Source organism: Ferrimonas sp. (assembly GCF_048263965.1).
Classification (GTDB): domain Bacteria; phylum Pseudomonadota; class Gammaproteobacteria; order Enterobacterales; family Shewanellaceae; genus Ferrimonas.
Map to the genome: position 1 here is coordinate 1 of NZ_JBLXDO010000006.1, position 22,414 is coordinate 22,414.

The window sequence follows — 22,414 nt, forward strand, 5'->3', positions numbered from 1 at the left end:
GATCCATAATGGGTTACCTCTGCCACTCTTGGGGGAATTTCAGGCTGAATTGGGCGTTGCTCTCCGCTTCGGTCAGGCCGATGTAGAACACATTGGGGTGGGTGTTGTTGGCCGCCTGGAGGACCAGAGGCTTCTCCTGCTCCAGCACCTTGGCGATCTCGCTGCTCTTGTCGTTGATGTCACCGAAGATGCGGGCGCCACCGGTACAGGTGGTGACACAGGCGGGCAGCAGGCCACGGGCGGTGCGCTGCACACAGAAGTTGCACTTATCCACCGTGCCTGTGTTGGAGTTGACGAAGCGAACCCCCTCGTAAGGACAGGCCTCGATACACATCTTGCAACCGATGCATTCGGTGGAGTCCACCACCACGATGCCATCCTGCTCCCGCTTGAAGGTGGCGCCGGTGGGGCAGATCTCGACGCAGCTGGGCTTGTCACAGTTGTTGCACAGCAGCGGCAGGTTGAAGGCGTAGGGCTTGCCCTGAACCTCTGAGCTGGCCTGGTAGACCGCGGTTCGGTTCTCCTTGGGCAGGCTGCCGTTTTCGTTACCGCAAGAGACCACACAGGCCTTGCAGCCGTTGCAGCGGCGCAGGTCGATGATCATAGCTAAGTGTTTGCCACCCTTGGCATGGATGGTGGCCACCGCGCCAGCGGCGGAGATGAAAGAGAAGGAACTGATGCCTAAGGCGCTCCCGGCCATCAGCTTCAGTGTTGATCTTCTATCAAACATGGTTCGCTCCTGATAGTATTTCCCTGAAGGAAAGACTCACGTGTGAGATCATTTGCCTTAGAGCAATCTCAAAGGCTATCGAATGAGTGACTACTGTTGTTACCGACATATTGGCTTTGGCAGATATTTTTTCATTCTGAAATTGAGTATATTCACGACCTGACGATATATGATGTGAATTGAATCACATCGGATTGAGAGTTTAATGGGTTTGTGATTAAAGGTTTGAATTTCCTAAAATGAAAAACTTTTTTGCGCGAATGGAAAAATGGGAGTAAGAAACTACTGGCTTAAAAAATCAAAAATACCGGCTCTAATTCGTGGTTCGTTATTTTCTGAGTGCTCAGTTTCAGCCAGTGTGGCAGGCGACAGGGGAAAAGACATTAAGTCATTGCTTTTACTGATTTAGTGCCCTGAATATCTATAATTCTATCGAGGAGAATCTATCTTAATAGAAAGGGGTTGATTTATGTGATGTGCAATTATTCATATGAGTTTCATGGGATGAAAGGGCGTCTCCGGTTTGATGTTACTTTATCTAATCTCTTGTAGAATTGCTTTTTGTGGGTTAATTATCATTGGGTTGGCTTAGATTTTGATTGGTTTTAATGGCCAAGGAATAGTTTCTGCTATTTATATTGTTTTTGTTTGAGTAAATTAATGAACCAAACTCGGAAATTGATGGGGTTAGGTTTTATTGATGTGGCTTATATTTTGTAAGATACTGATTGATTGGGCTATGTATGTGTCTCACCCCATTAGTTCAGGCCACCTTAATCAGGTTAGTGGAGATACTGACTAATGGGATTAAGATCAAAGTTGATTTTAGACAATGGGAGAACTGGGAAAAAGAATGCGGGCGACGCACCCCTGGGTGTCCCGGTTCTTTAGCTCAAACTTCCAACGGTAACGCTGGCACAGATCCTCAACAATCAACAGCCCCAGGCCATGGCCGCCGCACTCGATGCCATCGAGTCCGGGCCCCTGGTCCAGTATGGTCAGGCTGCGGTCGTCCATGGTTACCCGCACCTCACCCTTGCCGGTGGCGGCGATGGCATTGCGCAGCAGGTTGCCGATGATCATCTTCACCACCGCCGGTTCGGCCTCTATCTGAGGCGTGCCGCTGACCGCCAGGGTCAGGCCCACCTCCTTGTTGTCGGCAGCGCTCTGTTCCAGGTCGACGATGCCTTGAAGCTCATCTGCGCTCAATGGACGTGGCTCAACGGATTGCTCACTTTTTTCGTAGCGCACCAGAGAGAGCAGGGCGTCCACCATGGTCTGCATCTCCTCGGTCGCGCCCAGGATCCGCTGCCTCTGCCGGTCAACAAACTCAGGCTTGGTGGAGTGCCCCAGCAGGTTGGCGGCACCCCGCACTATGGTCAGCGGCGTGCGAAGCTCATGACTGGCGTAGCGGGCGAAGGCCTGTTCCCGGCGAATCAGGGTGTCCAGCTCCTCCCTGTGCTGGTTAAAGGCCTCGGTGAGCTGAACAAACTCCTGGGCGGCAGAGTCGGCCATGTAGAGGGGGGTGCGGGTATCGTTTTTCAGGTTGGCCAGTTGGTCTCCCAACTCCTTCACCGGTTGAATCAGCCTGACCGACAGCAGGTAGACCACCACACCGACGATCATCATGATGCCGGCGGCGGCGCTGGCGATCATCAGGTTCAGCAGCACCGTTTCCCTGTCGGTCACTTCCACCGATTCGGTCTCGGCCACCAGCACCAAGGGCTGAGTCGTACCATGTTTCTGAAACTCGGTCACCAGAACATAGACTGAACCCAGCTCCAGATGCAGCTCTTCGATGGCGAAGTGCTCCTTAAGCAGGTGCTTTGGCACAAATCCGGGAACGTCTGCCGGGTTGTCATAGGCATAGGTGATGCGGTCAATCTCGATGGGGCCTGAAGCGCCGGTGAGATAGCGGGCCACCGCCACCTCCTTGGACATCATCAGCGAGCGCTCATTGACGGCGTCCTCACCCCAGTGCAGGGCGGTGTTGAACAGGGCCACCATTGCCATGCTGATGGCGATGGCCAGGGCGCCAAACACCAGCAGCAGCCGGGCGGTCATAGTACGGACATTGGAGAAACGGCGCCGTATCACGGTTTGAGCTCCAGCCTGAAGCCCACCTTGGGCACGGTCACCAGCATCGGCTGGGCGAAGGGCTTATCCAGCTGGTTTCGCAGCTGGTACACATGGCTGCGCAGCACATCGTTGCTGGGGGGCTGGTCTCCCCAGATGGCATCGGTCAGTTGATCGCGGCTGACCACGTCGGGGGCGGCCTGTGCCAGCACAGACAGGATCTTGAAGGTGGTGGGATTCAGGGACAGCTTCTGTCCCTGGCGCCAGGCCTGGCGGGTTTTGCTGTCGATCTCGAGTTCGCCCACCTGCACCTTACCGCTGGCCATGGTGCCTCGGTAGCGGCTGATCAGCGCCAGCAGCCGGGCTTCGAGGATCTCCAGGTCGAAGGGCTTGGTCAGGTAATCGTCGGCCCCCTCCTTGAACCCGTGCAGGGTGTCCTGACGGTTGTCCAGGGCGGTGAGCATCAGCACCGGGGTGTCCTTGCCCTGGCTGCGAAGGGCCTGACACACCTCGAAACCGTCCATGCGCGGCAGCATCAGGTCCAGGATGATGGCGTCGAAGCTCTCCTCCAGGGCTAGCTTGAGCCCCAGTTCACCGTTGTCGGCGTAGTCCAGCTCCACCTCTTTGGCCTCGAAGAAATCAAAGAGGATGCCGGCGATTTCGCGATTGTCCTCAATCAGCAGCAGTTTGGTGTTTTTCAGGCTGTCCATCAGTTACCCGGATCTCAGTCAGTATGGTCATTATGATGCCCTCCTTGTGAAGAAAATGTCGATGACAAGATTTTCACGGCCTGTGTTGAATACTGCGCTCCATTGGCGGGCCAAAGCCCGTGCACAGTGTTTTATTTGGAAGGTGACCCATGCTGAAAACCAACCCTCAGCCGCATCGCAGAGAGCGCCCCATCACCCTGTCAGTGATCGTTCCCGTTTACAACGAAGGCGAGGGACTGGCCCTGACTCATCAGAGGGTAACCCGGGTGTTGGACGCGCTGCCGGATCGTTGTGAGATCATCTATGTCGACGACGGCAGCAAAGATGACAGCTGGTCTCTGGTGCAGAACCTTCCCGGATCTTCCAGCGACCATGTGGGCCTGAGCCTCAGCCGTAACTTTGGCAAGGAAGCGGCCATGAGCGCCGGATTGTCTCATGTTCGTGGTCAGGCGGTGATCCTGCTGGACGCCGATCTGCAGGACCCACCCGAGCTGATTCCTAAGATGCTGGACGCCTGGCGGGACGGGGCGGACGTGGTCAACATGAAGCGCCGGGCACGCCTTGGCGAGAGCTGGTTCAAGAAGCTGACGGCCGGAGCCTTCTACAAGGTGATGAACTGGGCGTCTGACGTGCCCATCCCGGAGAACGTGGGGGACTTCCGGCTGATGAGCCGTCAGGTGGTGGACCATATCAACCAGTTGCCCGAGCGCAATCGCTACATGAAGGGCCTGTTTGCCTGGCCCGGTTTTAAGCAGATCACCCTGGAGTTCGATCGGGACCCCAGAGCGGTCGGCGTGACCAAGTGGAACTATGGCAAGCTGTTTGGCTTTGCCATGGACGGCATCGCCTCCTTTAGCATCCGTCCGCTGCGACTGGCGACCTGGTGTGGTTTGCTGACCGCCTTCAGCGCCTTTGTCTACGGCATGGTGGTGGTGATCAAAACCCTGGTCTTTGGCGAAACCGTCAGTGGTTACCCCTCGATGATGGTGGTGCAACTGCTCCTTGGCGGCATCCAACTGCTGGCTCTGGGCCTCATCGGTGAGTATCTGGGGCGGGTAGTGATGGAGGTGAAACAACGTCCACAGTACCTGATCCGCGAAGCGTCCCACAATGACGGTGTGGATACCCTGGTTGCCCTGGAGACCCGCCGATGATCGCTCGCGTTATCCGTTCGCCCCTGGGGTGGGTGTTGCTCCTCGCCCTGGCCGTTCGCCTGATCTCCCTCGGTGTCTATCCCCTGATGGATACCACCGAAGCCCGTTACGGCAACATGGCCCGGCTGATGGTGGAAACCGGTAACTGGCTGACGCCTCAGTTTGATCTTGGGGTGCCGTTCTGGGGGAAGCCGCCGCTTCACACCTGGATGAGCGCAGGCTCTGCCGCCACCCTGGGCATGAGTGAGTTTGCCCTGAGACTGCCCCACTGGCTGGCGGGTGTGGCCGTGCTGGCGCTGATGGCCCTGTTTGCCAGACGACAGGGGCTCAGCGGTCTGGTGTGTGCCATGGTGCTGGCCACCTGTGTGATCTTTGCCATCGCCGCGGGCGCGGTCATGACCGACATCGCCCTGACCCTGGGGATGACCCTGGCCATGGTGGGGTTCTACCTTGGCTGGCAGGGGCGATACCGTGCAGGGTATTTGGGTTTTGTTGGCCTGGCGGTGGGACTGCTGGCCAAGGGGCCTCTGGTGATTGTGCTGGTTGGCCTGGCCGTGGTGCCCTTTCTTATCTGGCAGCACCGCCTGAGTTTTCTCAAGGTGCTGTGGCAACGGTTTCCCCTGGTGGGGGGCACGGCCGCCATGCTGGTGGTAGCGGCGCCCTGGTATCTGGCTGCGGAGCAGGCCACCCCCGGCTTCCTGAACTACTTCCTGGTGGGCGAGCATTTCCTTCGTTTCGTGGAGAGTGGCTGGCAGGGCGATCTCTATGGCAGCGCCCATGACCAACCCAGGGGCACCATCTGGGTATTCTGGCTGATGTCGGCTCTGCCCTGGTCTTTGGTGCTGCCCGGGCTGTGGTGGTGCAAAGGGCGCCGGACTCTGACCCCGCTGCAGGTGTTTGCCCTGTGTTGGATGGTGTCACCCATGGTGCTCTTTACCTTTGCCGGGAACATCCTGCCCGCCTATGTACTGCCAGGGGTACCGGCATTGGCCCTGCTGGTGGCCAGCATGGCTGAGGAAAAGGATCAGCGCTGGCTGTCCGCCACCGGAATGGTGTTGCCCCTGCTGCTGACTGCGGCCACCCTGGTGCTGCACTTTAAGGTGGGCGAGGAGCGCAGCGACAAGGCGCTGCTGGCTCAGGCCCCGGGCTGGAATCAGCCACTCTACTATCTGGGTAAGCGTACCTTCTCCGGGCAGTACTACTCTGGCGGTCGCGCCGAACTGGTGGCTGATGCCGATGAACTGGCGTTCAAGTCCGGGGATTACTTCCTGGTGTTGCCGTCGGGCCGTAACTGGCGGGACCTGGGGCTGGAGAACCGTCATTGCGTGCAGCTGGCCTCGGCCCGCAAACGTAGCCTGCTGGAGTGCCGGGCCGATGTCGCACTGGATTAAGTTTGCCCTGGTGGGGGGCTCGGGCTTTGTGGTGGACATGGTGGTGTTCACCTCCCTGCACCTGGCAGGGCTGGATCCCTTGGAGGCCAGGGGGCTGGCGTTTCTGGCGGCGGCCTCCACCACCTGGGCAGGCAACCGTTGTTTCACCTTCAGCGATCGCAGCCAGGGCAGGGCAGGGGGGCAGTGGATCCGGGCTTTGACGGCCGCTTTGATGTCGGCCCTGCCCAACTTCGCCCTGTTCTGGCTCACCCTGAAACTGGTGGGAGAGGGCTGGCCAGGTCCTCAGTTGGCCCTGGTGGCGGGCATCGCTGCTGGTACGGTGTCCAATTACCTGCTCAGCAGCCGCTGGGTATTTGTCGCTAGTGAGCGTCCCGATACAGCATGACCTGCTCTCCGGCACTCAGTTCAACGGTGCCGTCCGCTTCCATCCCCAGTTTCTGAAGCACGCGTCGCGATGCCAGGTTGTGCTCTGAGACGATGCCCACCACGGTGGGCAGGGCCAGGGTCTCCCTGGCATGGCGCATCACTGCCTGACAGGCCTCGGTGGCCAGGCCCAGGCCAAAGTAGGCTTCGCTGATGGCGTAGCCGATGTCCGGGTAGGGCAGTTCATCCCGTTTCACCAGTCCGGCGATACCCACGTCTGCGCCACTTTGGGTCAGGCTTAGGTGATACATGCCATAGCCATGGTCCCGATAGCTGGCGATGGGGCCTGTCTCCATATGATGGCGTGCCTGCTCCAGAGTCCTGACTCCCTTGTCGTGAATCCCTTCAATAAACGCCTGCTCGTTCAGAAGCTTCAGGTAGAAAGGTGCATCATCGATAGTCAGTTCACGTATGGTCAGTCGGTCTGTGATCAGTGGCTGCATTATCTGTCTCTGGGAGGGGCAAAGACTCAGGGTAGTCATCCAGCCCCCACTTTGGCAAGGGGATGAAAAACGTCTGTTATTCTGGTGTGAATTCGATACTATGAGCGATCCCACTTCGGGAGAGCAAAGGAAGAGCATTGATGATAGAGACGGAACGTGTATTGCTCAGGCCCTTTGAGTGTGAGGACGCCGAAGCCGTGTTTGCCTTAAGTGCAGACTCGAGGGTAACCCGCTATACCGGTGACGGTGACCGGGTGAAGACGCTGGAGGATGCCAGTGAGATCATCGCCAAGGTGTTTTTCCAGGATTATGCCACCTATGGTTATGGCCGCTGGGCCGTGGTCTGGAAGGAGACCGGTCAGGTGATCGGCTTCTGTGGACTGAAGTACCTGCCTGAAATGAAGCAGACTGACTTCGGCTATCGCTTCATTCCTGAATTCTGGGGCAAAGGCATTGCCACCGAGTCTGGCCGGGCCATGCTCGACTACGCCAGCAAGCACTGGGACACAGGCCCGGTGGTGGCCATGACCGACCCTGAAAATGACGCCTCCCACCGGGTGCTGCTGAAGCTGGGCTTCGAGCAGGACGGCATGGTGGAGTATTGGGGCGAGCAAGTCAGATTTTACAAGCAAGGAAACTCTTAAGTGAGAATCACTGGAAAACCTTTGATGGCGGCGCTGGTTGCGCTGTCGCTGTTCATCGGTGCCACCCCGGCCCGGGCCAACCAACCCTCCATCTACAGCCACATGGACGTCACTCACCCGGTCTGGGCTGAGCATGGCATGGTGGCCAGCCAGGAGCGCCTGGCCAGTGAGGTGGGGGTGGAGATCCTTCGCCAGGGGGGCAATGCCGTCGATGCCGCCGTAGCCGTAGGCTTTGCCCTGGCGGTGACTCTGCCCAGAGCCGGTAACCTGGGGGGCGGCGGGTTCATGGTGGTGCACCTGGCTGAGTCTGGCAAGGACATCGCCATCGACTATCGAGAGATGGCCCCAGGTCTGGCTCACAGGGATATGTTCCTCAACGAGGAGGGGGACGCGGTTTCCGACCTGTCCCGCTTCCACGGACTGGCAGTTGGGGTACCCGGTACGGTTCGCGGACTGGAACTGGCCCTGTCCAAGTACGGCACCATGAGCCTGAAGCAGGTGGTGGCCCCGGCCATCGCACTGGCACGGAAGGGGATCGTGGTGACCCCGGATCTGGCCAACAGCCTCAAGGGGCTGCAAAAGCGTCTGGGTCGCTGGGAGAGCACTCAGAAGGTGTTCTATAAGTCCGACGGTGGTCTCTATGCGCCAGGCGAACTGCTGGTGCAGCAAGATCTGGCAGACTCTCTCAAGCGCATTGCCGACAAGGGCAGTGACGGCTTCTATAAGGGGGAGACCGCTCGTCTCATCGCCAAGGCGGTGCAGCAGGCCGGTGGGGTGATGAGCGAGGCGGATCTGGCCAGTTACCGAGCGGTGGAGCGTCAACCGGTGCGGGGTGAGTATCGCGGTTATCAGGTGATCTCCATGCCGCCGCCATCCTCGGGTGGTGTACACATCGTCCAGATGCTCAACATGCTGGAGCATCAGCCCATTGGCGAAATGGGTGCTGGCAGTGCCCAGAGCATCCACTGGATGGCGGAGATCATGCGCCGCGCCTATGCCGATCGCAGTGAGTACCTGGGGGATCCGGATTTCACCAAGGTGCCTGTGGCCGGCCTGACCGATCCCGCCTACGCGGTGCAGCTGCTTAAGGGGATTGATCCGAAAAAGGCCACACCATCGAGCGAGATCAAACCGGGCAACCCCATTCCCTATGAGAGTGACCAGACCACCCACTACTCCGTGGTGGACCAGTGGGGCAATGCGGTATCCAACACCTACACCCTCAACTTCAGCTATGGCTCCGGCCTGGTTGCAGAGGGTACCGGCATTTTGCTCAACAACGAGATGGACGACTTCTCCGCCAAGCCCGGCACGCCCAATGGTTATGGCCTGATTGGTGGCGAGGCCAATGAGGTTCAGCCTGGGAAGCGTCCCCTGAGCTCCATGAGCCCGACCATAGTGATGAAGGAGGGCAAGCCCTTCCTGGTAACCGGCAGCCCTGGTGGCTCACGGATCATCACCACCACCTTGCAGGTGATTATGAATGTGGTGGATCACGGCATGAATGTGGCGGAGGCGACCGCCGCCTCCCGGGTGCATCATCAGTGGTATCCGGATGAGATTCGGGCGGAGAAGAGCATCAACCCGGACACCAAGCGCATTCTGGAGTCCATGGGGCACAAGGTGAAGGTGAAGTCCTCCATGGGCAGCACCCAGTCCATTATGGTCACGGATGAGGGGCTGATGGGCGCCTCCGACCCCAGACGTATGGGCGCCGCCACCCTGGGGTACTAACCCGCCAAAAGGTCTCCTCGGAGGCCTTTTTTGATCTCCGTCTGTTGCCAGGGACATCTGGACTTGCCAGTTTCTCCCTGAAGCAGTCTCAGCATGTAAACGGATGTAATCAGGTTCGGAACTTTGCTTACCGCTTGAAGGGAACTTTAGCCACAGCTCTCACTCCTTGGCGAGATGTGAAGTTATACACGCTTCTGGTTGCTAATTGGTTGTTTTTCTGGAACGGAGCGTTCGGCACGTGCACACTCAGCGTCGCAAGGATTGCACCACCACGCGACTTACCGTTGCGAACAAGATATTTCACGCAGCAGAAGGCTTCCTATCATAGGGAGCCTTTTGTTTTTCAACGGTTTTCAACCAAAGTTCGCTTCTGTTCGGTGACAGCCGTTTACAATTTTTTTATATCACCTTTGTTACAACTCCGCCTAGAGACAACGCAATCTAGGGCAGCAGTGTGAAATCCAATCAGACCGGTTTTTTAAGACTCATCTATGCAACTCGATACTCCTGGCTGGGCCTCAAGGCCGCCTGGAAAAACGAAGCGGCATTCCGTCAGGAACTGGTTGGTTTTCTGGTGCTGGCACCCCTGGCCAACGCCTTGTGGGGTTCTTTGGCTTACTATGAAGGCCTGTATCCTGGTGTGGAAAAACAGTCCGGGGTGGCCAGAGAGGAGTTCGGAGTCAACCTGGCACAGGGCGTGAGTGCACCCTAGTAGCAGGCTTAAGCTGAAAGGGGCGTCGTTGGCGCCCCTTTTTGTTATTGATACTGGCTGTTATGCAGAGAGTAGCGAAGCGCGGCGTTTTTCCACTTCTCTCCCCCTTGCCAGCGTTTAAGGAAGGTCTCGCCGTCCAGTATCACCCGGCCGCCTACAGAGGTGATCCCCAGCTCGAACAGTACCTCTGGCAGCAGACCGACCGAAGGACCAATCAGTGCCACTTCGTCGGCGTCTTTGACCAGAGGCAGCAGGGTGTTGAGGGTGTGATTGATCACCGTGGTGCCGGTAATCAGGATCTTGTTGCAGCGTGTCAGCGCCTTAGGGTCGGTGGTGACCAGCAGGTTCTCCTCCTCCCGCGCCATTTCGGCTTTCAGTTCAATCACGGTGACCGGAATGCCCTGTTCCTTGAGCGAGTCGATAAGGGGAGGGAAGAAGCCCACCATGCCGACCCGGTCTCCAGGAGTGAGTTTCAGCAGAGCCAGAGTGTCCTCGGCTTTGCTGTACTCAAATCCTCTTTCTCTGAGTAGCTTCTGACTGATGGCATTCAGTGCACCTGAGCCCAGTACCTGTTGCCAGGAGGCAGGTTCAAGATACAGCTTGGCCAGCTCGGTCACCGGCTGACCCAGGAATTTCTGATAAAGGCTGTCATCCTGAAGCACCTCCAGGGCCCCGCCCAGCTTGGTGTAGGTCAGGCCTATGGTGCCGTCGTCCAGCTCAATGGCGCCAAACTTGGCATTTGGGTTGGAGTCCAGCCCCTCTTTCATGATGTGGATGGCTTGGACCTTGGGGATCATGTCGGTGTGCAGTGCGCCAATGATGCGCTGATAGACAGAGTTCATGGTGTCAGTCAGTGGGGAATTTGCCTCAGTATACTCCGGCCAGGAGAGGGGAAATGAGAGCTAACACAGATTTAACCCACCGAAGTGCTCGGATATAGGCGCTGCATTTCAAAGCCCTGCATAGGCGTGCATGTTTTTCCGCTTTGCGGGGGCAGCCACTCGGACACCTAACGAAAAATGGCTCAATCTTTCGATTGAGCCTTCGTTCTTATATGGCGGTTAGGGAGAGATGATCGCCTTCGGCGTTACTTCGCTCATTCTTCGCTCCGTTGCGAACTGGAGAGTGACCGCCTTCGGCGTTACTGCGTTTCGGACCAAGTCCTCCGGTAAAGTGCATCAGCGAAAGGCCGTGACTCTGAAGGTGGGGTGTGGGGCCGAACTAGGGAGAGATGATCGCCTGCGGCGTTACTTCGCTCATTCTTCGCTCCGTTGCGAACTGGAGAGCTCAAACCGAGTCCTCCACAAATCGCAGATAAAGAAAAACCCCGGTCGCAAGCGACAGGGGTTTCTCTTTATATGGCGGTTAGGGAGAGATTCGAACTCTCGATACGTTGCCGTATACACACTTTCCAGGTATGCATGGCAGCCCATCGGCCTCAGTTGCTGTATTGGCATTGGAGTTTTATGAGGGCTGAGTGGGATAGCGGCTTGGGCTGCGCACACATAGGCGTGCCTCTTTTTCCGCTTCGCGGGGCAGCCACTCGGACACCTAACCAAACGAAAAAAGGCCCAATCTTTCGATTGAGCCTTTCTTCTAATATGGCGGTTAGGGAGAGATTCGAACTCTCGATACGTTGCCGTATACACACTTTCCAGGCGTGCTCCTTCAGCCACTCGGACACCTAACCGTATTTTTGATTTGTTGTTTTACGAGCTCAAATCTGACTCTGTAGTTGGATGACTGAGAACCCCGCCTGGGGCGTGGTTATGCTGCGCTGCTGCAGCCACTTGGACACCTAACCTAAATATGGCGGTGAGGGAGAGATTCGAACTCTCGATACGTTGCCGTATACACACTTTCCAGGCGTGCTCCTTCAGCCACTCGGACACCTCACCATATTTTGGATTTGTTGTTTTACGAGCTCAAATCATGCTCAGTGGTGTGGTGGCTGAGGACCCCGCCTGGGGCGTGGTTAAGCTGCGCTGCTGCAGCCACTCGGACACCTCACCATATTGTCTGTCTTTGCTGGCCTTGGCCAACAGGACGGGGCGTACTTTACGGATCACTGGTGTATGGGTCAAGCGGCTTAAGGCCGAAATGAGTTCGGTTGCGCTGCTTTTAGCCGTATTGGTTGAAAAATGGAGATTTACTGGCAAAAGTTGCGGCAGATGCCCGGACTATGGATTCAGACCCAGCCCATATGCCATCGGTCAGAGTCTTTAAGATCTTCCGTGGACATCTCAACAGGGGCTCGGTTATTCACGCCCTGGAGTCCGACGCGGGTTACATGCCCGTGGGCGTCTGTGTAGGTGTAGGTCACCAGAAAATGGGTGTCATTGTTGATGGAGGTGGTCGCGGTCCACTTGCTCAGCGGCAGGTACTTTTCGGAAAACAGGTTCATAACTACTCCCCCTCAAGCCTCAGTGAGTACGATGGCCGTCTTTTGGCTCCTGATCCTAGTGTAGAACGCCATGCGGACCCCGCAAGGGCATTCCGCCCTGTGGAGTTAAGCCTTGTCATCCTTACGGTGATTGGTCAGGATGGGATCACTGACCAACCTCAAAGGAGTGAGAACAGTGTTGGATCTTCTACCGGATCTCTGTGATGACTATCTGTCTGAATTAACAGTCCTTCCCCCTATATTTCGCCAATTTGGCGGCCAATCCATCTTTTACGGCTCAGTGGTGACCATCCGCTGTCCGGAGGACAACTCTCTGGTTCGCCACTGGGTGTCCCAGCCCGGTGAGGGGCGGGTGCTGCTGGTGGACGGGGGTGGTTGCGACCGTCGCGCCCTGCTCGGGGACAACCTGGCCAAACTGGCCGTGGACAATGGCTGGGCGGGCATAGTGGTTTATGGCTATGTCCGCGATGCCGCCACGCTGGCCACCCTGCCTCTGGGCATTCAGGCCCTTGGGGCGATGCCGGTGAAAACCGAAAAGCGGGGCTTGGGTGAAGAGGAGGTGGTGGTTGAGATCCATGGGCGCACTATCAGGCCGGGGCAATACCTCTATGCTGATGACAATGGTGTGGTGGTGGCCGATCGGCAACTGCCGATTTCTTTGTCATAACCAACTGAGATATTTGAGTTAAAATAGAAGAACTCTCACCGCCTTTTGGTGGTCTCAATTTGAAACAGATTCAACGGATGCACAATGAAAGCGATCAAATGGTTCCTTATCGTTATTGCGACTCTGGTGTTACTGCTGGCGGTCTACATCGGCGTTTTCCTTGATCCCAATGCCTTTAAGCCTCAACTGAGTGCCAAGGTCCAGGAGGCCACCGGCCGTACCCTAAACATCGATGGTGAGATTGGCTGGAGCCTGTTCCCCAAGGTGGGCCTTGAGATTGGTGGCCTGACTCTTGGAAACCTGCCTGGCGAGTCTCTGCCTCCTCTGCTGTCGGTAGAGCAGGCCGTGGTGGGCGTGAATCTGATGCCTCTGCTTACCCGGGAGGTGGAGATAGAAGAGGTGGCACTGACCGGTGTGGATCTCAACCTGGTGACCCTCAAAGATGGCCGCACCAGCCTCGATGGCCTGGGAGGTGAGGGCAGCGCTGCCGAGGCTTCTCAAACACAGGCGCCAACTGACCAGCTGGGGCAGATGACGCCCGCGGGCTGGAAGTTGGGCAGTCTCTCTCTGACGAAGCTGAATTTCAGCAGTGATAACCGTCAGACCGGCGTCAGTCGTACCCTGGCGGTGGAGTCCCTGACCCTGAAAGAGTTTGAACCTGGCCGTGCCGCACCCTTTGAGATGGTGGTGAAGGCGGTGGATCCCCAGATGACCCTGAACACCTCAGCGTCTGCGCTGCTGACCGTCGCCAAGGACTTCTCCCGCATTCAACTGGATAAGTGGAGTCAGAGCATCTCCATTGTCGGTGACCAGATCCCCAACGGTGGCAAGCTGGATGCGAAAGTGGGTTTCGATGCCGACGTGAACCTGGTGAGTCAGCAGTTTGCCCTGACCAACCTGGACCTTATCCAGGGTGAGTTCCGGCTGAAAGGCGCGGGCAGTGTGGATTTGACCCAGAAGCGCCCTGTGCTGAACATGGAGCTGTCGGGTAATGACCTGGTGCTGGACCCCTGGATGCCTGAATCCACTCAAACCACCAGCGAGAAAAAGGAAACTGCGCCTTCTGCCCCTGCGGAGGGGGAGCCGGACCTGTCGGTTCTGCGCCAGTTTGATCTCTATGCGCGGATGGGACTGGATTCCATCAAGGCGAAACAGTGGCTGGTGACCAAACCCAGCCTGGATCTCAGCCTGGTGGACGGCCTGTTTACCCTGAAGCAGATGAAAGCCACCGCCTTTGAGGGCACCCTGGTCGCCAAGGCCACACTGGACAGCCGTGTTGAGCCCGTTGCCTATGACTTTGATGCCAATCTGGATGGTCTCTCCATCCAGCCCCTGCTGGAGACCGCGGTCAATCAAGGGGTGCTGGCAGGTCGTGGACAGCTTTATGTAAAGGGAAAAGGCGCCAGCCTGGCACCGGATGCGGTGCTGAAGAACCTGGTCGCCAATGGTCGCCTGGCTCTGGATGATGGCGCCCTTTACGGCATCAACGTTGCCCAGAAGATTCGTGAAGTGGAAGCCAAGCTCTCTGGCGAGAGTATTGATCAGGCAGCTGAAGTGCAAAAGACCGACTTCTCCAGCTTTGTCACTGAGTTCGCCATGAACAAAGGCGTGGTCACCACCCCGGCACTGAATCTGGCGTCGCCTCTGCTGCGCGTGCAAGGCCAGGGGCAGGCCAACCTGGTTGAGCAGGAGATGGATTACGCCATGGAGGTTTCCATTGTGGGCTCTCTAGAAGGCCAGGGCGGCGAGTCTCTGGATAAGCTCAAAGGGCTGACCATTCCTCTGGCTATCGGTGGCAGCTTCACTGAGCCGAGCTTCAACGTCGATATGGATCAGTTGCTGAAGAACAAGCTGGATCAGGAAGAGGACAAACTGAAGAAGAAATTGGAAGACAAGCTTAAGGATAAGCTGTTCAAAGGCTTTGGAGGCTAACTATGTTACGAGTCGCTACCCTATGTGCGGCCATCGCCCTGGTGGGCTGCAATCAGCAGGAAGAGCCGGCGCAGACTCAGGAGCAGGCGCCTGCGCCCAAACCGGTCAAGGTAGAGGCCCAGCCTCTCAAGGAGCAGGAGTCTGTCATGAAGCAACTGGACCCAGGGGTGCGGGTGATTCAGCCCGCTCTCTCCCTGATGCTGTCCGACAGCCAGTGGTCGCGGGATACCCCACTGGACGTGGCCGCCAAGGTCGAGAACACTACTGGCCATACTATGGAGTTGACCCTGCTGTCGGGCATGACCGCGGACTTGATTCTGTCCCAGGGCAAGCAACCGGTGTGGCAGTTTAGCCATGAGCGCATGTTCACCCAGGCTCTGCGACCCTGGCCCCTGGAAGCGGGGGCGGAAAAGGCACTGACCTTCACCATCAGCAGTGAGGTCCTGTCGGCCCTGGAGCCTGGCGAGTACAACCTTCAGGTGGAGCTCAACACCATAGACAAACCCCGCAGTGCCAGGGTGGAGATCACCCTGAAATAGTCTCTGAGCGCCCCGGTTTTTACCGGGGCGTTTTCTTTTCCTCTCCCGCTCACGATTCGCAGCTATCTAATTTGCTTGAACTATAGTTAAGGTTCAGCTGTGTTTTGGGGGGCGTTGCGATGATCATTGTTGAGGGGTTGGCCAAGCGTTTCGCAATACCCAAGTCTGGGGAGATGACCCAGTGTAAGCGCCTGGATCCCAGGCTTCAGGATGGCTTCTTCAACTCGGTACAATCGGTCAGTTTTCGCGCCCGCCCTGGCGAGGTGCTGGGGTTGCTGGGCCCCAACGGTGCAGGAAAGACCACGGTACTGAGAATGCTCTCTGGGGTGCTGACCCCGGATAGGGGCAGCATAGAGATCAACGGCCATCAGTGGCACAAGCAGCCTGAGCGGATGAGGCGCCAGATTGGGTTTTTGTCTGCCTCTACCTCCCTCTATGAACGCCTCAGTGTCGAGGAAAATCTTGTTTACTTCGGCCAACTCTATGGCCTCTCTCCCGCACAGATCGCCAACCGGATCGATACCTTGTCCAGCCAACTGGAGCTGGCGCCATTTCTGCAACGCAAGGTGGTGGAGTTGTCGCTGGGGATGAAGCAGAGGGCGGGCATCGCCAGGGCGGTCATTCACCAACCCGAAGTCATAGTTCTCGATGAACCTACGACCGGACTGGATATCATGTCCGCCCAAGCGGTGCTTGACTTTATTCATAGTCAAAAACAACAGAATAGGCCAGTTATTTTTTCGACTCACCGACTCGAGGAGGTGAGTCTGCTGTGCGATCGCATTGCCGTGGTGATGCAGGGATTATGTGTATTTGAAGGCTCTCTTATCGAATTCGCCGGCAGTCGCGACCCCAATGCACTGCGCGAGGCCTTTGTCGGATGCCAGCAGAGGCTGAGTCAGCCCCCTCAGGGGCAAACCCGGGGAGTGGCCTGATGGTAGGAAAAGTGTGGCTCAAGGAGCTGAAGGAGGTGCTGCGGGATCGAAAAACCATGACCTTCGTGGTGCTGTTCCCCACCGTGGTGTTGCCAGCACTCATCCTGGTGGTCGGAGTGCTGGGTTACCAGATGCTGATGAGCAAGCAGCAGGAGGCGATCCACTTTGCCGTTGTGGGGGAGTCTCCCTGGCGTGAACAGGTGGTCGACGCGCTAAAGGAGGTGCCCCACCTGGAATTGGCGCAGTCTGACAGCGCCACGCCTCTGCCTGAGCAGATCAACAGCGGCAAGCTGCAGCTGGTGGTGTCACTGCTGCCGGGGTTTGATCCGGTGATCTCCAGCCAGAACCGCTGGCAGCTTCTCTACGACCAGACACAGAATCACGGCCAGTTTCGTCCCGTTGAGCAGCGGCTCGAGGCTCTGAGCACCCAATGGCTCGGGCGGTTTATGGCCTACCACGGGGTGTCGGAAGAGGTGCAGGGCAGGCTGCATACGCCACTGGCCCTGGAGCACGTGGGGACCGCTCAGGCCAGGCAGGATATCGGTGAAAGGGTAGGCAGTGTCCTACCCTACATTCTGCTGTTCCTGTGCATGATGGGGGCGATGCTGCCGGCCCTGGACATTGGGGCCGGAGAGAAGGAGCGGGGAACCCTGGAGACACTGCTGATGGTGCCCCAGCCTCGCACTACCCTGGTTCTGGGGAAGTTTCTGGTAATTGTCACCACCTCAATGACCCTGACCCTGCTTACCATCGTCAGTGCCCTGGTGTGGCTGGCCGCGGTCGGTACCCTGCTGGACCTTGGCGTGTTTGTCACCCTGGCGAAGATGGTGAACCCCGTTGACCTGCTGCTGCTTCTGGCCCTGCTGCTGCCCATCTCCGGGGTGTTCTCGGCGATCCTGCTGGCGGTCTCCATCTTTGCCACCAGTTTCAAGGAGGGGCAGAACTACATGGGCGGGTTGCAGGTGGCGGTGCTGGTTCCGGCGATGGTGGCCACCATGCCCGGAGCGGAGCTGACCTCCTCCAATGCCTGGTACCCCATCTTCAACATCTCCCTGGCCATCAAGGATCTGCTGAAGGGCACCTTTGCCTATCATGATCTGGCTGCGGTGTTTGCCTCCAACCTGATTCTCTCGACCCTGCTGCTCTGGTGCTGTGTTCAGTGGTTCAGCCGCGAATCCGTGCTGTTTCGCTAGGGGGGGAAATCAAGGCGATCAAAAAAGGGCCGCACTGACGCGGCCCTTTTGCACTCTTGGCTGCTTTGTTAGCTGCTGATCTTGGTGACATCCACATACAGGGTCATCTTCTGGCCCGGCTGCAGGTACTTCTTGGCATCCAACTGGTTCCAGCGCACCAGATCGGTCACGGTTACGTTGAACTTCTTGGCGATTCGGGCCAGGGAGTCGCCACTGCGAACCTTGTAGCTGATCTGACGCATCACCGAGGTCTTGTCTTCGTTCTTGCTGATGCGGTTAACCCAGATCACCAGTTTCTGGCCAGGACGAATGGTGTCCTTGGGGGCAAGGGAGTTCCAGGAAGCCAGCTGAGACACCTTGACCTTGTTGGCCCGGGCAATGGTCCAGAGAGAGTCCCCGGATTTGACCGTATGCTCAATCTTGTAGTTGGCTCGCTTCTTGGATTGCTTTCTGGCCAGGCGCTGCTCGGCACTGAAGGGGTAGAGCTCGGGATCCTTGGCGGCCACCGGGATCAGCAGGTGCTGGCCGGCGCGGATCATATTGCCGTCGATGCCATTGACCGACTGAATGATGCCGATGCGAGTGTGGTACTTCTTGGCAATCACGCCCAGGGAGTCACCGGGTTTAATCTTGTAGCGCAGCCAGTTCACCCTTTCGGTGGAGGCGGTGTCCGACAGGGCGGTGATAAAGCCGTCTGCCTTATCCAGGGGAAGCAACAGGGTGTGGGGACCGTCCGGAGCGGTCGCCCAACGGTTGTACCCAGGGTTCAGCTTGTGCAGATCGGCCACTGACATGTCGGCCATATCTGCCGCCAGTGCGAGGTCGATCTGGCTGCCGGCGTCGATCTCCTTCAGGCGAGGGGCGTTGGGCACAGGCTTAAGGTCGAGGCCGTACTCTTCAGCGTTTCGAATGACGTCGGCGACAGCCAGAAGCTGAGGCACGTAGCGCTCCGTCTCGCTGGGCAGATCCAGAGACCAGAAGTCGGTGGGCTTGCCCTTGGCCTTGTTACGCTTGATGGCCCGGAACACTCGCCCTTCGCCGGTGTTGTAGGCGGCCAGGGCGTAAAGCCAGTTGTGATCCAGCTTGTTGTAGAGGTACTCCATCATATCCATGGCGGCCCGGGTGGAGGCGGCCACGTCCCGGCGGCCGTCATACCACCAGTTCTGCTGAAGTCCGAAATGCTTGCCCATGGGGCTGGTGAACTGCCACAAGCCTGCGGCAGCGCCGTGGCTGTAGGCGAAGGCATCAAAGGAGCTCTCCACCACCGGCAGCAGGGCCAGTTCGATGGGCAGGCCCCGCTTCTCCACCTCTTCAACGATCAGGTAGAGGTAGGGGTCGGCACGTTCGGAGATGATCTCAATGTGGCGGGGGTTGGCTTTGTACCACTTGCGAAACTTATTGACGCGCTGGTTATCCGGCACCTCCAGAGTCATCTGGCGCGCGATCCGCTCCCACACATCTTTGGCGGGGGCGGGGACCACTTCCTGAGCTTCCTGCTCGTCGTTGTCGTTGCCCTGGTCGACAGGCTCTGCGGTCAGGGGCGCTTCGGCGTTGGTTACTGGGTTGTCCTGCTCTGGCTCACCGCCGCCGAGGGATTGGCATCCCGCCAGCAGCAAAGCCAGGGACAAAGCAGAAAGGCTCTTTTTCATCAATTATTTACCATTATCGGCCTGGATTGCGGCGCAAGAATCAGCTTACGCCAGGCAATAGTGGTTCGGGATTGTACCCTCTTTATCAGAATTTGTCTTTCCAGGCTCTCAGCTGTGCAAAGCAGGCCACACTGTCGGCGCAGGGTTGACCACTGTGCTGTTCGGCTGCCGCCTGAACCTGAGGCAGGTGGCTGCGAAGGAAGGGATTGATGGTCAGTTCATTGGCCATACTGGTGGGCAGCGTGGGGATCTTGTCCTGACGCAGCTTGCTACAGCGGTGTTGATAGGCCTGCAGCTGCTGGTTATCCGGCTCTACCGCCAGGGCAAAGGCCAGGTTGGCCAGGGTGTACTCGTGGGCGGGGTAGAGCAGGGTGGAGGCGCCCAGGTGTCGCAACTTATGCAGGGATTCGTACATCTGCTCGGCGCTGCCCTCGAACAGACGGCCGCAACCGCCACTGAACAGGGTATCGCCACAGAACAGATGGTGTCCCACCTGATAGGCACAATGGTCCAGGGTGTGGCCCGGGCAAAGTGTCACCTTGGCGATCTGATCCAGTCCCTCCAGCAGAATCTGGCTACCCTCGTTGGCAACCTGAGTACCACCTTCAAAAGGTGAGCCTGCTGGAACCACCACTTCGACCTCTGGCCAGTGACCCTGCAAGGTAGCAACGCCACCCACATGATCGTGATGGTGGTGGGTAATCAGTATGCCGTTGAGCTCCAGGCCCTGCTCCAACAGATAGGCCGCCGCCGCATCACCGTCGCCAGGATCCACCACCCAGGCGTGGTCGCCTATGTGCAGGCACCAGATGTAGTTATCGTCGAACGCGGGGATGGGGGTAATGCTCAGCATGGCGGAACTTCCACAGGGAGTGAGCCACCAGTGTAAGAGGGAACGGGGTGGCGGGGAAGCAAAACTTGATGCAGTCGGCCTGCGGGAGTGATGCCGGGCCTAAGGTACTGGCGCTCAATGCCTATTGTCAGTTATCTTTACTGCGTAATGTACCTGGAAAATGGTGATTAATGCGTCCAGCCTACAGCTTCGATTCCATCGCACCTCCGGCCAATTGGTCCGAGCTTCCCTGGGGCGAATGGCTTCAGCAGCAGGTGTCTGCCGGGTTGGATAACTGGTGGCCCAGGTTGTTTGGTTATCACCTGATCAAACTGGGCCCACTCTCCACAGACCTCAACTCCCGTCTCTGTTCTATCCGTCACCAGGTCGCCATTCACGCCGACGGCGGCGACGCCTGGGGGGAGGTCGATGACCTGCCTCTGCGCTGTCGCAGTGTCGATGCCTGCGTCATGCCCATGGTTCTGGATTTTCATCAGGATCCTCACGGAGTGATTCGTGAGGCTGACAGGGTTCTGGTGGAGGGGGGGCACCTGGTGATCATCGGGTTTAATCCATTGAGCCCTGCCGGCTTGGGGATGCTCTCTCCCAGCTTGCGCAAGCGCTATCCCTGGAAGGGGAGAATGTTCACTCCCAGCCGGGTCAGAGACTGGCTGGGCGTGTTGGGGTATCAATTGGTGGCTCAGGAACCTCTGGCGTTCAGCTCTTTGTTGTGGTCACCGGATCGCTTCGTCTGGCCGCAACAATGGATGGCCCAGCAAACCCCCTCATTGGCGTCGGTCTATATGTTGGTGGCCAGAAAGGTGGCGGTGCCCATGACCCCGATCCGGCCCAGGTGGCGACCGAGGAAGCGGTTGATCACCTCACCGGCGGCCGTCGGTCGTACCGTCGCCGAAAGGCGGCGTCGTTAGGCGGTGAGTCTGATGAACTGAGAAAGGGCCCCCTGGCCCTTTCTGTCGTTTTACGGCTGGTAGCCGGTATCCTCTTTCAGATCACTGCCAGAGGCGGCCTCTCTGGCCAGATCATCCACCCTTTCGTTTTCAGGCTGGCCGGAGTGTCCTTTGACCCAGTGCCACTCGATCTGGTGTTTTTGGGTCACTTCGTCGAGTCGTTTCCATAGGTCCACGTTTTTGACCGGTTGTTTGCTGGCGGTTTTCCACCCCTTGCGTTTCCAGCCGTGAATCCATTGAGTGATGCCCTGGCGCAGATATTGGCTGTCCGTATGCAGGTCCACCACACAGGGTTCCTTCAGGCTCTCCAGCCCGATGATGGCGGCCAGCATCTCCATGCGGTTGTTGGTGGTGAGGCGATAGCCTTCACTCATCTCCCGGGTGTGCTGGAGATAGCGAAGCAGCACACCATAGCCTCCGGGACCTGGGTTGCCCAGGCAGGAGCCATCGGTGTAAAGGGTGACAGATTTTAGTTGAGTCATTTAAATTGGTACCATAGCCGGAGCCTAAGCGGTGCAGTATACCGCAACTTGTTGCAAATCAGGATTATGACAGACATCAATACCCCAGTACGCCAGATCGTATTCGATACGGAAACCACAGGTATGAACCAGGACGGAGGCCCGCATTACGAGGGGCACCGCCTGATTGAGATCGGCTGTGTGGAGATGGTCAACCGAAAGTTGACCGGCCGTACCTTTCACGTCTACATCAAGCCGGATCGTCCGGTGGATGAGGAGGCGATTCAGGTACACGGCATCACCGATGAGTTTCTGGCGGACAAGCCGCTGTTTCATGAGGTGGTGGACGGCTTCATGGAGTTTGTCCGTGGTGCTGAGCTGATTGCACACAACGCCCAGTTCGATATCGGCTTTATCGACTATGAGTTCCAGATGCTGGGCCGATACGGCAAGTTGCAGGACCACTGCTCGGTGGTCGACAGTTTGCAGTTGGCCAGGGAGAAGAAGAGTAAGGGTGAAATTCAGGGGAACCTGAACCTGGATGCCCTGTGCCGCTTCTATGGCATCGACAACAGCCACCGAACCCTCCACGGAGCATTGCTTGACTCCGAGATTCTGGCGGACGTGTACCTGTTTATGACCGGTGGCCAGAAGGCCCTGGAGCTGGCTTCCGGCGCCGATGGCGAAGGCGGCGGCATCGTTCGGCTGAAAAGTGACCGCGCCCCCCTTAAAGTGATCGCCTGTTCGGCCGATGATATCAGTAGACACGAGGAGCGACTTGGATTGGTCAGCGAGCCAATCTGGCTGAGAGGGTAGA

The 22,414-nt window shown here is 57.8% G+C and carries 23 protein-coding genes and 2 tRNA genes; 13 read left to right on the forward strand and 12 right to left on the reverse strand.

Features of this window, described 5'->3' with window-relative positions:
• Positions 1-13 precede the first annotated feature (13 nt).
• The 3 genes from ACN0RV_RS07340 to ACN0RV_RS07350 form a co-directional block, all read right to left on the reverse strand.
• Entirely contained in the window at positions 14-730 is a 717-nt protein-coding gene (locus ACN0RV_RS07340) for a 4Fe-4S dicluster domain-containing protein (protein WP_417346962.1), read from the reverse strand.
• Between the two features lie 825 nt (positions 731-1,555).
• The gene (locus tag ACN0RV_RS07345; RefSeq protein ID WP_417346964.1) at positions 1,556-2,827 is read right to left on the reverse strand and encodes a sensor histidine kinase; all 1,272 of its coding nucleotides are present in this window, start codon (positions 2,825-2,827) and stop codon (positions 1,556-1,558) included.
• Positions 2,824-3,516, reverse strand: a complete 693-nt coding sequence (locus ACN0RV_RS07350) for a response regulator transcription factor (protein WP_417346966.1) — start codon at positions 3,514-3,516, stop codon at positions 2,824-2,826. The genes ACN0RV_RS07345 and ACN0RV_RS07350 overlap by 4 nt, the downstream gene beginning before the upstream one ends.
• 149 nt (positions 3,517-3,665) lie before the next feature.
• Between ACN0RV_RS07350 and ACN0RV_RS07355 the strand changes: the two genes are divergently transcribed.
• Genes ACN0RV_RS07355 through ACN0RV_RS07365 form a run of 3 tightly spaced genes read left to right on the forward strand, consistent with a single transcriptional unit; the run spans position 3,666 to position 6,446 of the window.
• Positions 3,666-4,670: a glycosyltransferase family 2 protein gene (locus ACN0RV_RS07355; RefSeq protein ID WP_417346968.1), complete on the forward strand. Its 1,005-nt coding sequence runs from the start codon at positions 3,666-3,668 to the stop codon at positions 4,668-4,670.
• Entirely contained in the window at positions 4,667-6,061 is a 1,395-nt protein-coding gene (locus tag ACN0RV_RS07360) for an ArnT family glycosyltransferase (RefSeq protein ID WP_417346970.1), read from the forward strand. Before ACN0RV_RS07355 ends, ACN0RV_RS07360 begins: the two co-directional genes overlap by 4 nt.
• Positions 6,045-6,446 (forward strand): GtrA family protein, encoded by a 402-nt coding sequence (locus ACN0RV_RS07365; RefSeq protein WP_417346972.1) that lies wholly within the window; start codon positions 6,045-6,047, stop codon positions 6,444-6,446. Before ACN0RV_RS07360 ends, ACN0RV_RS07365 begins: the two co-directional genes overlap by 17 nt.
• On the opposite strand, the gene ACN0RV_RS07370 is transcribed toward ACN0RV_RS07365, so the two are convergent.
• Positions 6,421-6,927 (reverse strand): GNAT family N-acetyltransferase, encoded by a 507-nt coding sequence (locus ACN0RV_RS07370; protein WP_417346974.1) that lies wholly within the window; start codon positions 6,925-6,927, stop codon positions 6,421-6,423. The genes ACN0RV_RS07365 and ACN0RV_RS07370 overlap by 26 nt on opposite strands.
• Before the next feature lie 140 nt (positions 6,928-7,067).
• On the opposite strand from ACN0RV_RS07370, the gene ACN0RV_RS07375 reads away from it, so the two are divergent.
• The 3 genes from ACN0RV_RS07375 to ACN0RV_RS07385 all read left to right on the forward strand — a co-directional run bounded on the left by ACN0RV_RS07375 (position 7,068) and on the right by ACN0RV_RS07385 (position 10,017).
• The gene (locus ACN0RV_RS07375; protein WP_417346976.1) at positions 7,068-7,571 is read left to right on the forward strand and encodes a GNAT family N-acetyltransferase; all 504 of its coding nucleotides are present in this window, start codon (positions 7,068-7,070) and stop codon (positions 7,569-7,571) included.
• Between the two features lie 24 nt (positions 7,572-7,595).
• On the forward strand, positions 7,596-9,305 hold the full coding sequence (gene ggt, locus ACN0RV_RS07380) for a gamma-glutamyltransferase (RefSeq protein WP_417346978.1): 1,710 nt from the start codon (positions 7,596-7,598) through the stop codon (positions 9,303-9,305).
• A 454-nt stretch (positions 9,306-9,759) separates the two neighbouring features.
• Entirely contained in the window at positions 9,760-10,017 is a 258-nt protein-coding gene (locus ACN0RV_RS07385; RefSeq protein ID WP_417346980.1) for a diacylglycerol kinase, read from the forward strand.
• Between the two features lie 44 nt (positions 10,018-10,061).
• Here the strand turns inward: ACN0RV_RS07385 and ACN0RV_RS07390 are convergent, their stop codons facing one another.
• The 5 genes from ACN0RV_RS07390 to ACN0RV_RS07410 form a co-directional block, all read right to left on the reverse strand.
• Complete coding sequence (locus tag ACN0RV_RS07390; RefSeq protein WP_417346982.1) at positions 10,062-10,859, reverse strand: Rossmann-like domain-containing protein; 798 nt, start codon at positions 10,857-10,859, stop codon at positions 10,062-10,064.
• A 760-nt stretch (positions 10,860-11,619) separates the two neighbouring features.
• Positions 11,620-11,707 (reverse strand) — tRNA-Ser (locus ACN0RV_RS07395).
• 120 nt (positions 11,708-11,827) lie between these two features.
• A tRNA-Ser gene (locus ACN0RV_RS07400) sits at positions 11,828-11,915 on the reverse strand.
• A gap of 27 nt (positions 11,916-11,942) precedes the next feature.
• The gene (locus ACN0RV_RS07405) at positions 11,943-12,101 is read right to left on the reverse strand and encodes a hypothetical protein (protein WP_417346984.1); all 159 of its coding nucleotides are present in this window, start codon (positions 12,099-12,101) and stop codon (positions 11,943-11,945) included.
• A 104-nt stretch (positions 12,102-12,205) separates the two neighbouring features.
• Entirely contained in the window at positions 12,206-12,421 is a 216-nt protein-coding gene (locus ACN0RV_RS07410; protein WP_286342387.1) for a TIGR02450 family Trp-rich protein, read from the reverse strand.
• 175 nt (positions 12,422-12,596) lie between these two features.
• Between ACN0RV_RS07410 and ACN0RV_RS07415 the strand changes: the two genes are divergently transcribed.
• The 5 genes from ACN0RV_RS07415 to ACN0RV_RS07435 all read left to right on the forward strand — a co-directional run bounded on the left by ACN0RV_RS07415 (position 12,597) and on the right by ACN0RV_RS07435 (position 17,687).
• Entirely contained in the window at positions 12,597-13,088 is a 492-nt protein-coding gene (locus ACN0RV_RS07415; RefSeq protein ID WP_417346986.1) for a putative 4-hydroxy-4-methyl-2-oxoglutarate aldolase, read from the forward strand.
• Positions 13,089-13,172: 84 nt separating this feature from the next.
• Positions 13,173-15,020 carry an AsmA family protein gene (locus tag ACN0RV_RS07420; RefSeq protein ID WP_417346988.1) on the forward strand — a complete coding sequence of 616 codons (1,848 nt, stop codon included), beginning with the start codon at positions 13,173-13,175 and terminating at the stop codon, positions 15,018-15,020.
• 2 nt (positions 15,021-15,022) lie between these two features.
• Complete coding sequence (locus ACN0RV_RS07425) at positions 15,023-15,559, forward strand: BsuPI-related putative proteinase inhibitor (RefSeq protein ID WP_417346990.1); 537 nt, start codon at positions 15,023-15,025, stop codon at positions 15,557-15,559.
• Between the two features lie 119 nt (positions 15,560-15,678).
• Positions 15,679-16,494 (forward strand): ATP-binding cassette domain-containing protein, encoded by an 816-nt coding sequence (locus tag ACN0RV_RS07430; protein ID WP_286342391.1) that lies wholly within the window; start codon positions 15,679-15,681, stop codon positions 16,492-16,494.
• Complete coding sequence (locus ACN0RV_RS07435) at positions 16,494-17,687, forward strand: ABC transporter permease subunit (RefSeq protein WP_417346992.1); 1,194 nt, start codon at positions 16,494-16,496, stop codon at positions 17,685-17,687. The genes ACN0RV_RS07430 and ACN0RV_RS07435 overlap by 1 nt, the downstream gene beginning before the upstream one ends.
• A gap of 68 nt (positions 17,688-17,755) precedes the next feature.
• On the opposite strand, the gene ACN0RV_RS07440 is transcribed toward ACN0RV_RS07435, so the two are convergent.
• Both ACN0RV_RS07440 and gloB read right to left on the reverse strand, forming a co-directional pair.
• On the reverse strand, positions 17,756-19,336 hold the full coding sequence (locus ACN0RV_RS07440; RefSeq protein WP_417346994.1) for a LysM peptidoglycan-binding domain-containing protein: 1,581 nt from the start codon (positions 19,334-19,336) through the stop codon (positions 17,756-17,758).
• Between the two features lie 85 nt (positions 19,337-19,421).
• A complete protein-coding gene (gloB, locus tag ACN0RV_RS07445) occupies positions 19,422-20,189 on the reverse strand; it encodes a hydroxyacylglutathione hydrolase (protein ID WP_417346996.1) in 768 nt (255 codons plus the stop codon).
• Positions 20,190-20,359: 170 nt separating this feature from the next.
• Between gloB and ACN0RV_RS07450 the strand changes: the two genes are divergently transcribed.
• Complete coding sequence (locus tag ACN0RV_RS07450; RefSeq protein ID WP_417346998.1) at positions 20,360-21,097, forward strand: class I SAM-dependent methyltransferase; 738 nt, start codon at positions 20,360-20,362, stop codon at positions 21,095-21,097.
• A 50-nt stretch (positions 21,098-21,147) separates the two neighbouring features.
• Here the strand turns inward: ACN0RV_RS07450 and rnhA are convergent, their stop codons facing one another.
• The gene (gene rnhA, locus ACN0RV_RS07455) at positions 21,148-21,618 is read right to left on the reverse strand and encodes a ribonuclease HI (protein ID WP_417346999.1); all 471 of its coding nucleotides are present in this window, start codon (positions 21,616-21,618) and stop codon (positions 21,148-21,150) included.
• A 66-nt stretch (positions 21,619-21,684) separates the two neighbouring features.
• On the opposite strand from rnhA, the gene dnaQ reads away from it, so the two are divergent.
• A complete protein-coding gene (dnaQ, locus tag ACN0RV_RS07460) occupies positions 21,685-22,413 on the forward strand; it encodes a DNA polymerase III subunit epsilon (RefSeq protein WP_417347001.1) in 729 nt (242 codons plus the stop codon).
• The last annotated feature ends 1 nt before the right edge of the window (position 22,414 follow it).

Bases quoted from the DNA above. Each gene is read 5' to 3' on its own strand.
- ACN0RV_RS07340 (WP_417346962.1), bottom strand. From the start codon at position 730: ATGTTTGATAGAAGATCAACACTGAAGCTGATGGCCGGGAGCGCCTTA.
- ACN0RV_RS07350 (WP_417346966.1), bottom strand. From the start codon at position 3,516: ATGGACAGCCTGAAAAACACCAAACTGCTGCTGATTGAGGACAATCGC.
- ACN0RV_RS07355 (WP_417346968.1), top strand. From the start codon at position 3,666: ATGCTGAAAACCAACCCTCAGCCGCATCGCAGAGAGCGCCCCATCACC.
- ACN0RV_RS07360 (WP_417346970.1), top strand. From the start codon at position 4,667: ATGATCGCTCGCGTTATCCGTTCGCCCCTGGGGTGGGTGTTGCTCCTC.
- ACN0RV_RS07365 (WP_417346972.1), top strand. From the start codon at position 6,045: ATGTCGCACTGGATTAAGTTTGCCCTGGTGGGGGGCTCGGGCTTTGTG.
- ACN0RV_RS07370 (WP_417346974.1), bottom strand. From the start codon at position 6,927: ATGCAGCCACTGATCACAGACCGACTGACCATACGTGAACTGACTATC.
- ACN0RV_RS07375 (WP_417346976.1), top strand. From the start codon at position 7,068: ATGATAGAGACGGAACGTGTATTGCTCAGGCCCTTTGAGTGTGAGGAC.
- ggt (WP_417346978.1), top strand. From the start codon at position 7,596: ATGGCGGCGCTGGTTGCGCTGTCGCTGTTCATCGGTGCCACCCCGGCC.
- ACN0RV_RS07390 (WP_417346982.1), bottom strand. From the start codon at position 10,859: ATGAACTCTGTCTATCAGCGCATCATTGGCGCACTGCACACCGACATG.
- ACN0RV_RS07410 (WP_286342387.1), bottom strand. From the start codon at position 12,421: ATGAACCTGTTTTCCGAAAAGTACCTGCCGCTGAGCAAGTGGACCGCG.
- ACN0RV_RS07420 (WP_417346988.1), top strand. From the start codon at position 13,173: ATGAAAGCGATCAAATGGTTCCTTATCGTTATTGCGACTCTGGTGTTA.
- ACN0RV_RS07425 (WP_417346990.1), top strand. From the start codon at position 15,023: ATGTTACGAGTCGCTACCCTATGTGCGGCCATCGCCCTGGTGGGCTGC.
- ACN0RV_RS07430 (WP_286342391.1), top strand. From the start codon at position 15,679: ATGATCATTGTTGAGGGGTTGGCCAAGCGTTTCGCAATACCCAAGTCT.
- ACN0RV_RS07435 (WP_417346992.1), top strand. From the start codon at position 16,494: ATGGTAGGAAAAGTGTGGCTCAAGGAGCTGAAGGAGGTGCTGCGGGAT.
- ACN0RV_RS07440 (WP_417346994.1), bottom strand. From the start codon at position 19,336: ATGAAAAAGAGCCTTTCTGCTTTGTCCCTGGCTTTGCTGCTGGCGGGA.
- gloB (WP_417346996.1), bottom strand. From the start codon at position 20,189: ATGCTGAGCATTACCCCCATCCCCGCGTTCGACGATAACTACATCTGG.
- ACN0RV_RS07450 (WP_417346998.1), top strand. From the start codon at position 20,360: ATGCGTCCAGCCTACAGCTTCGATTCCATCGCACCTCCGGCCAATTGG.
- rnhA (WP_417346999.1), bottom strand. From the start codon at position 21,618: ATGACTCAACTAAAATCTGTCACCCTTTACACCGATGGCTCCTGCCTG.
- dnaQ (WP_417347001.1), top strand. From the start codon at position 21,685: ATGACAGACATCAATACCCCAGTACGCCAGATCGTATTCGATACGGAA.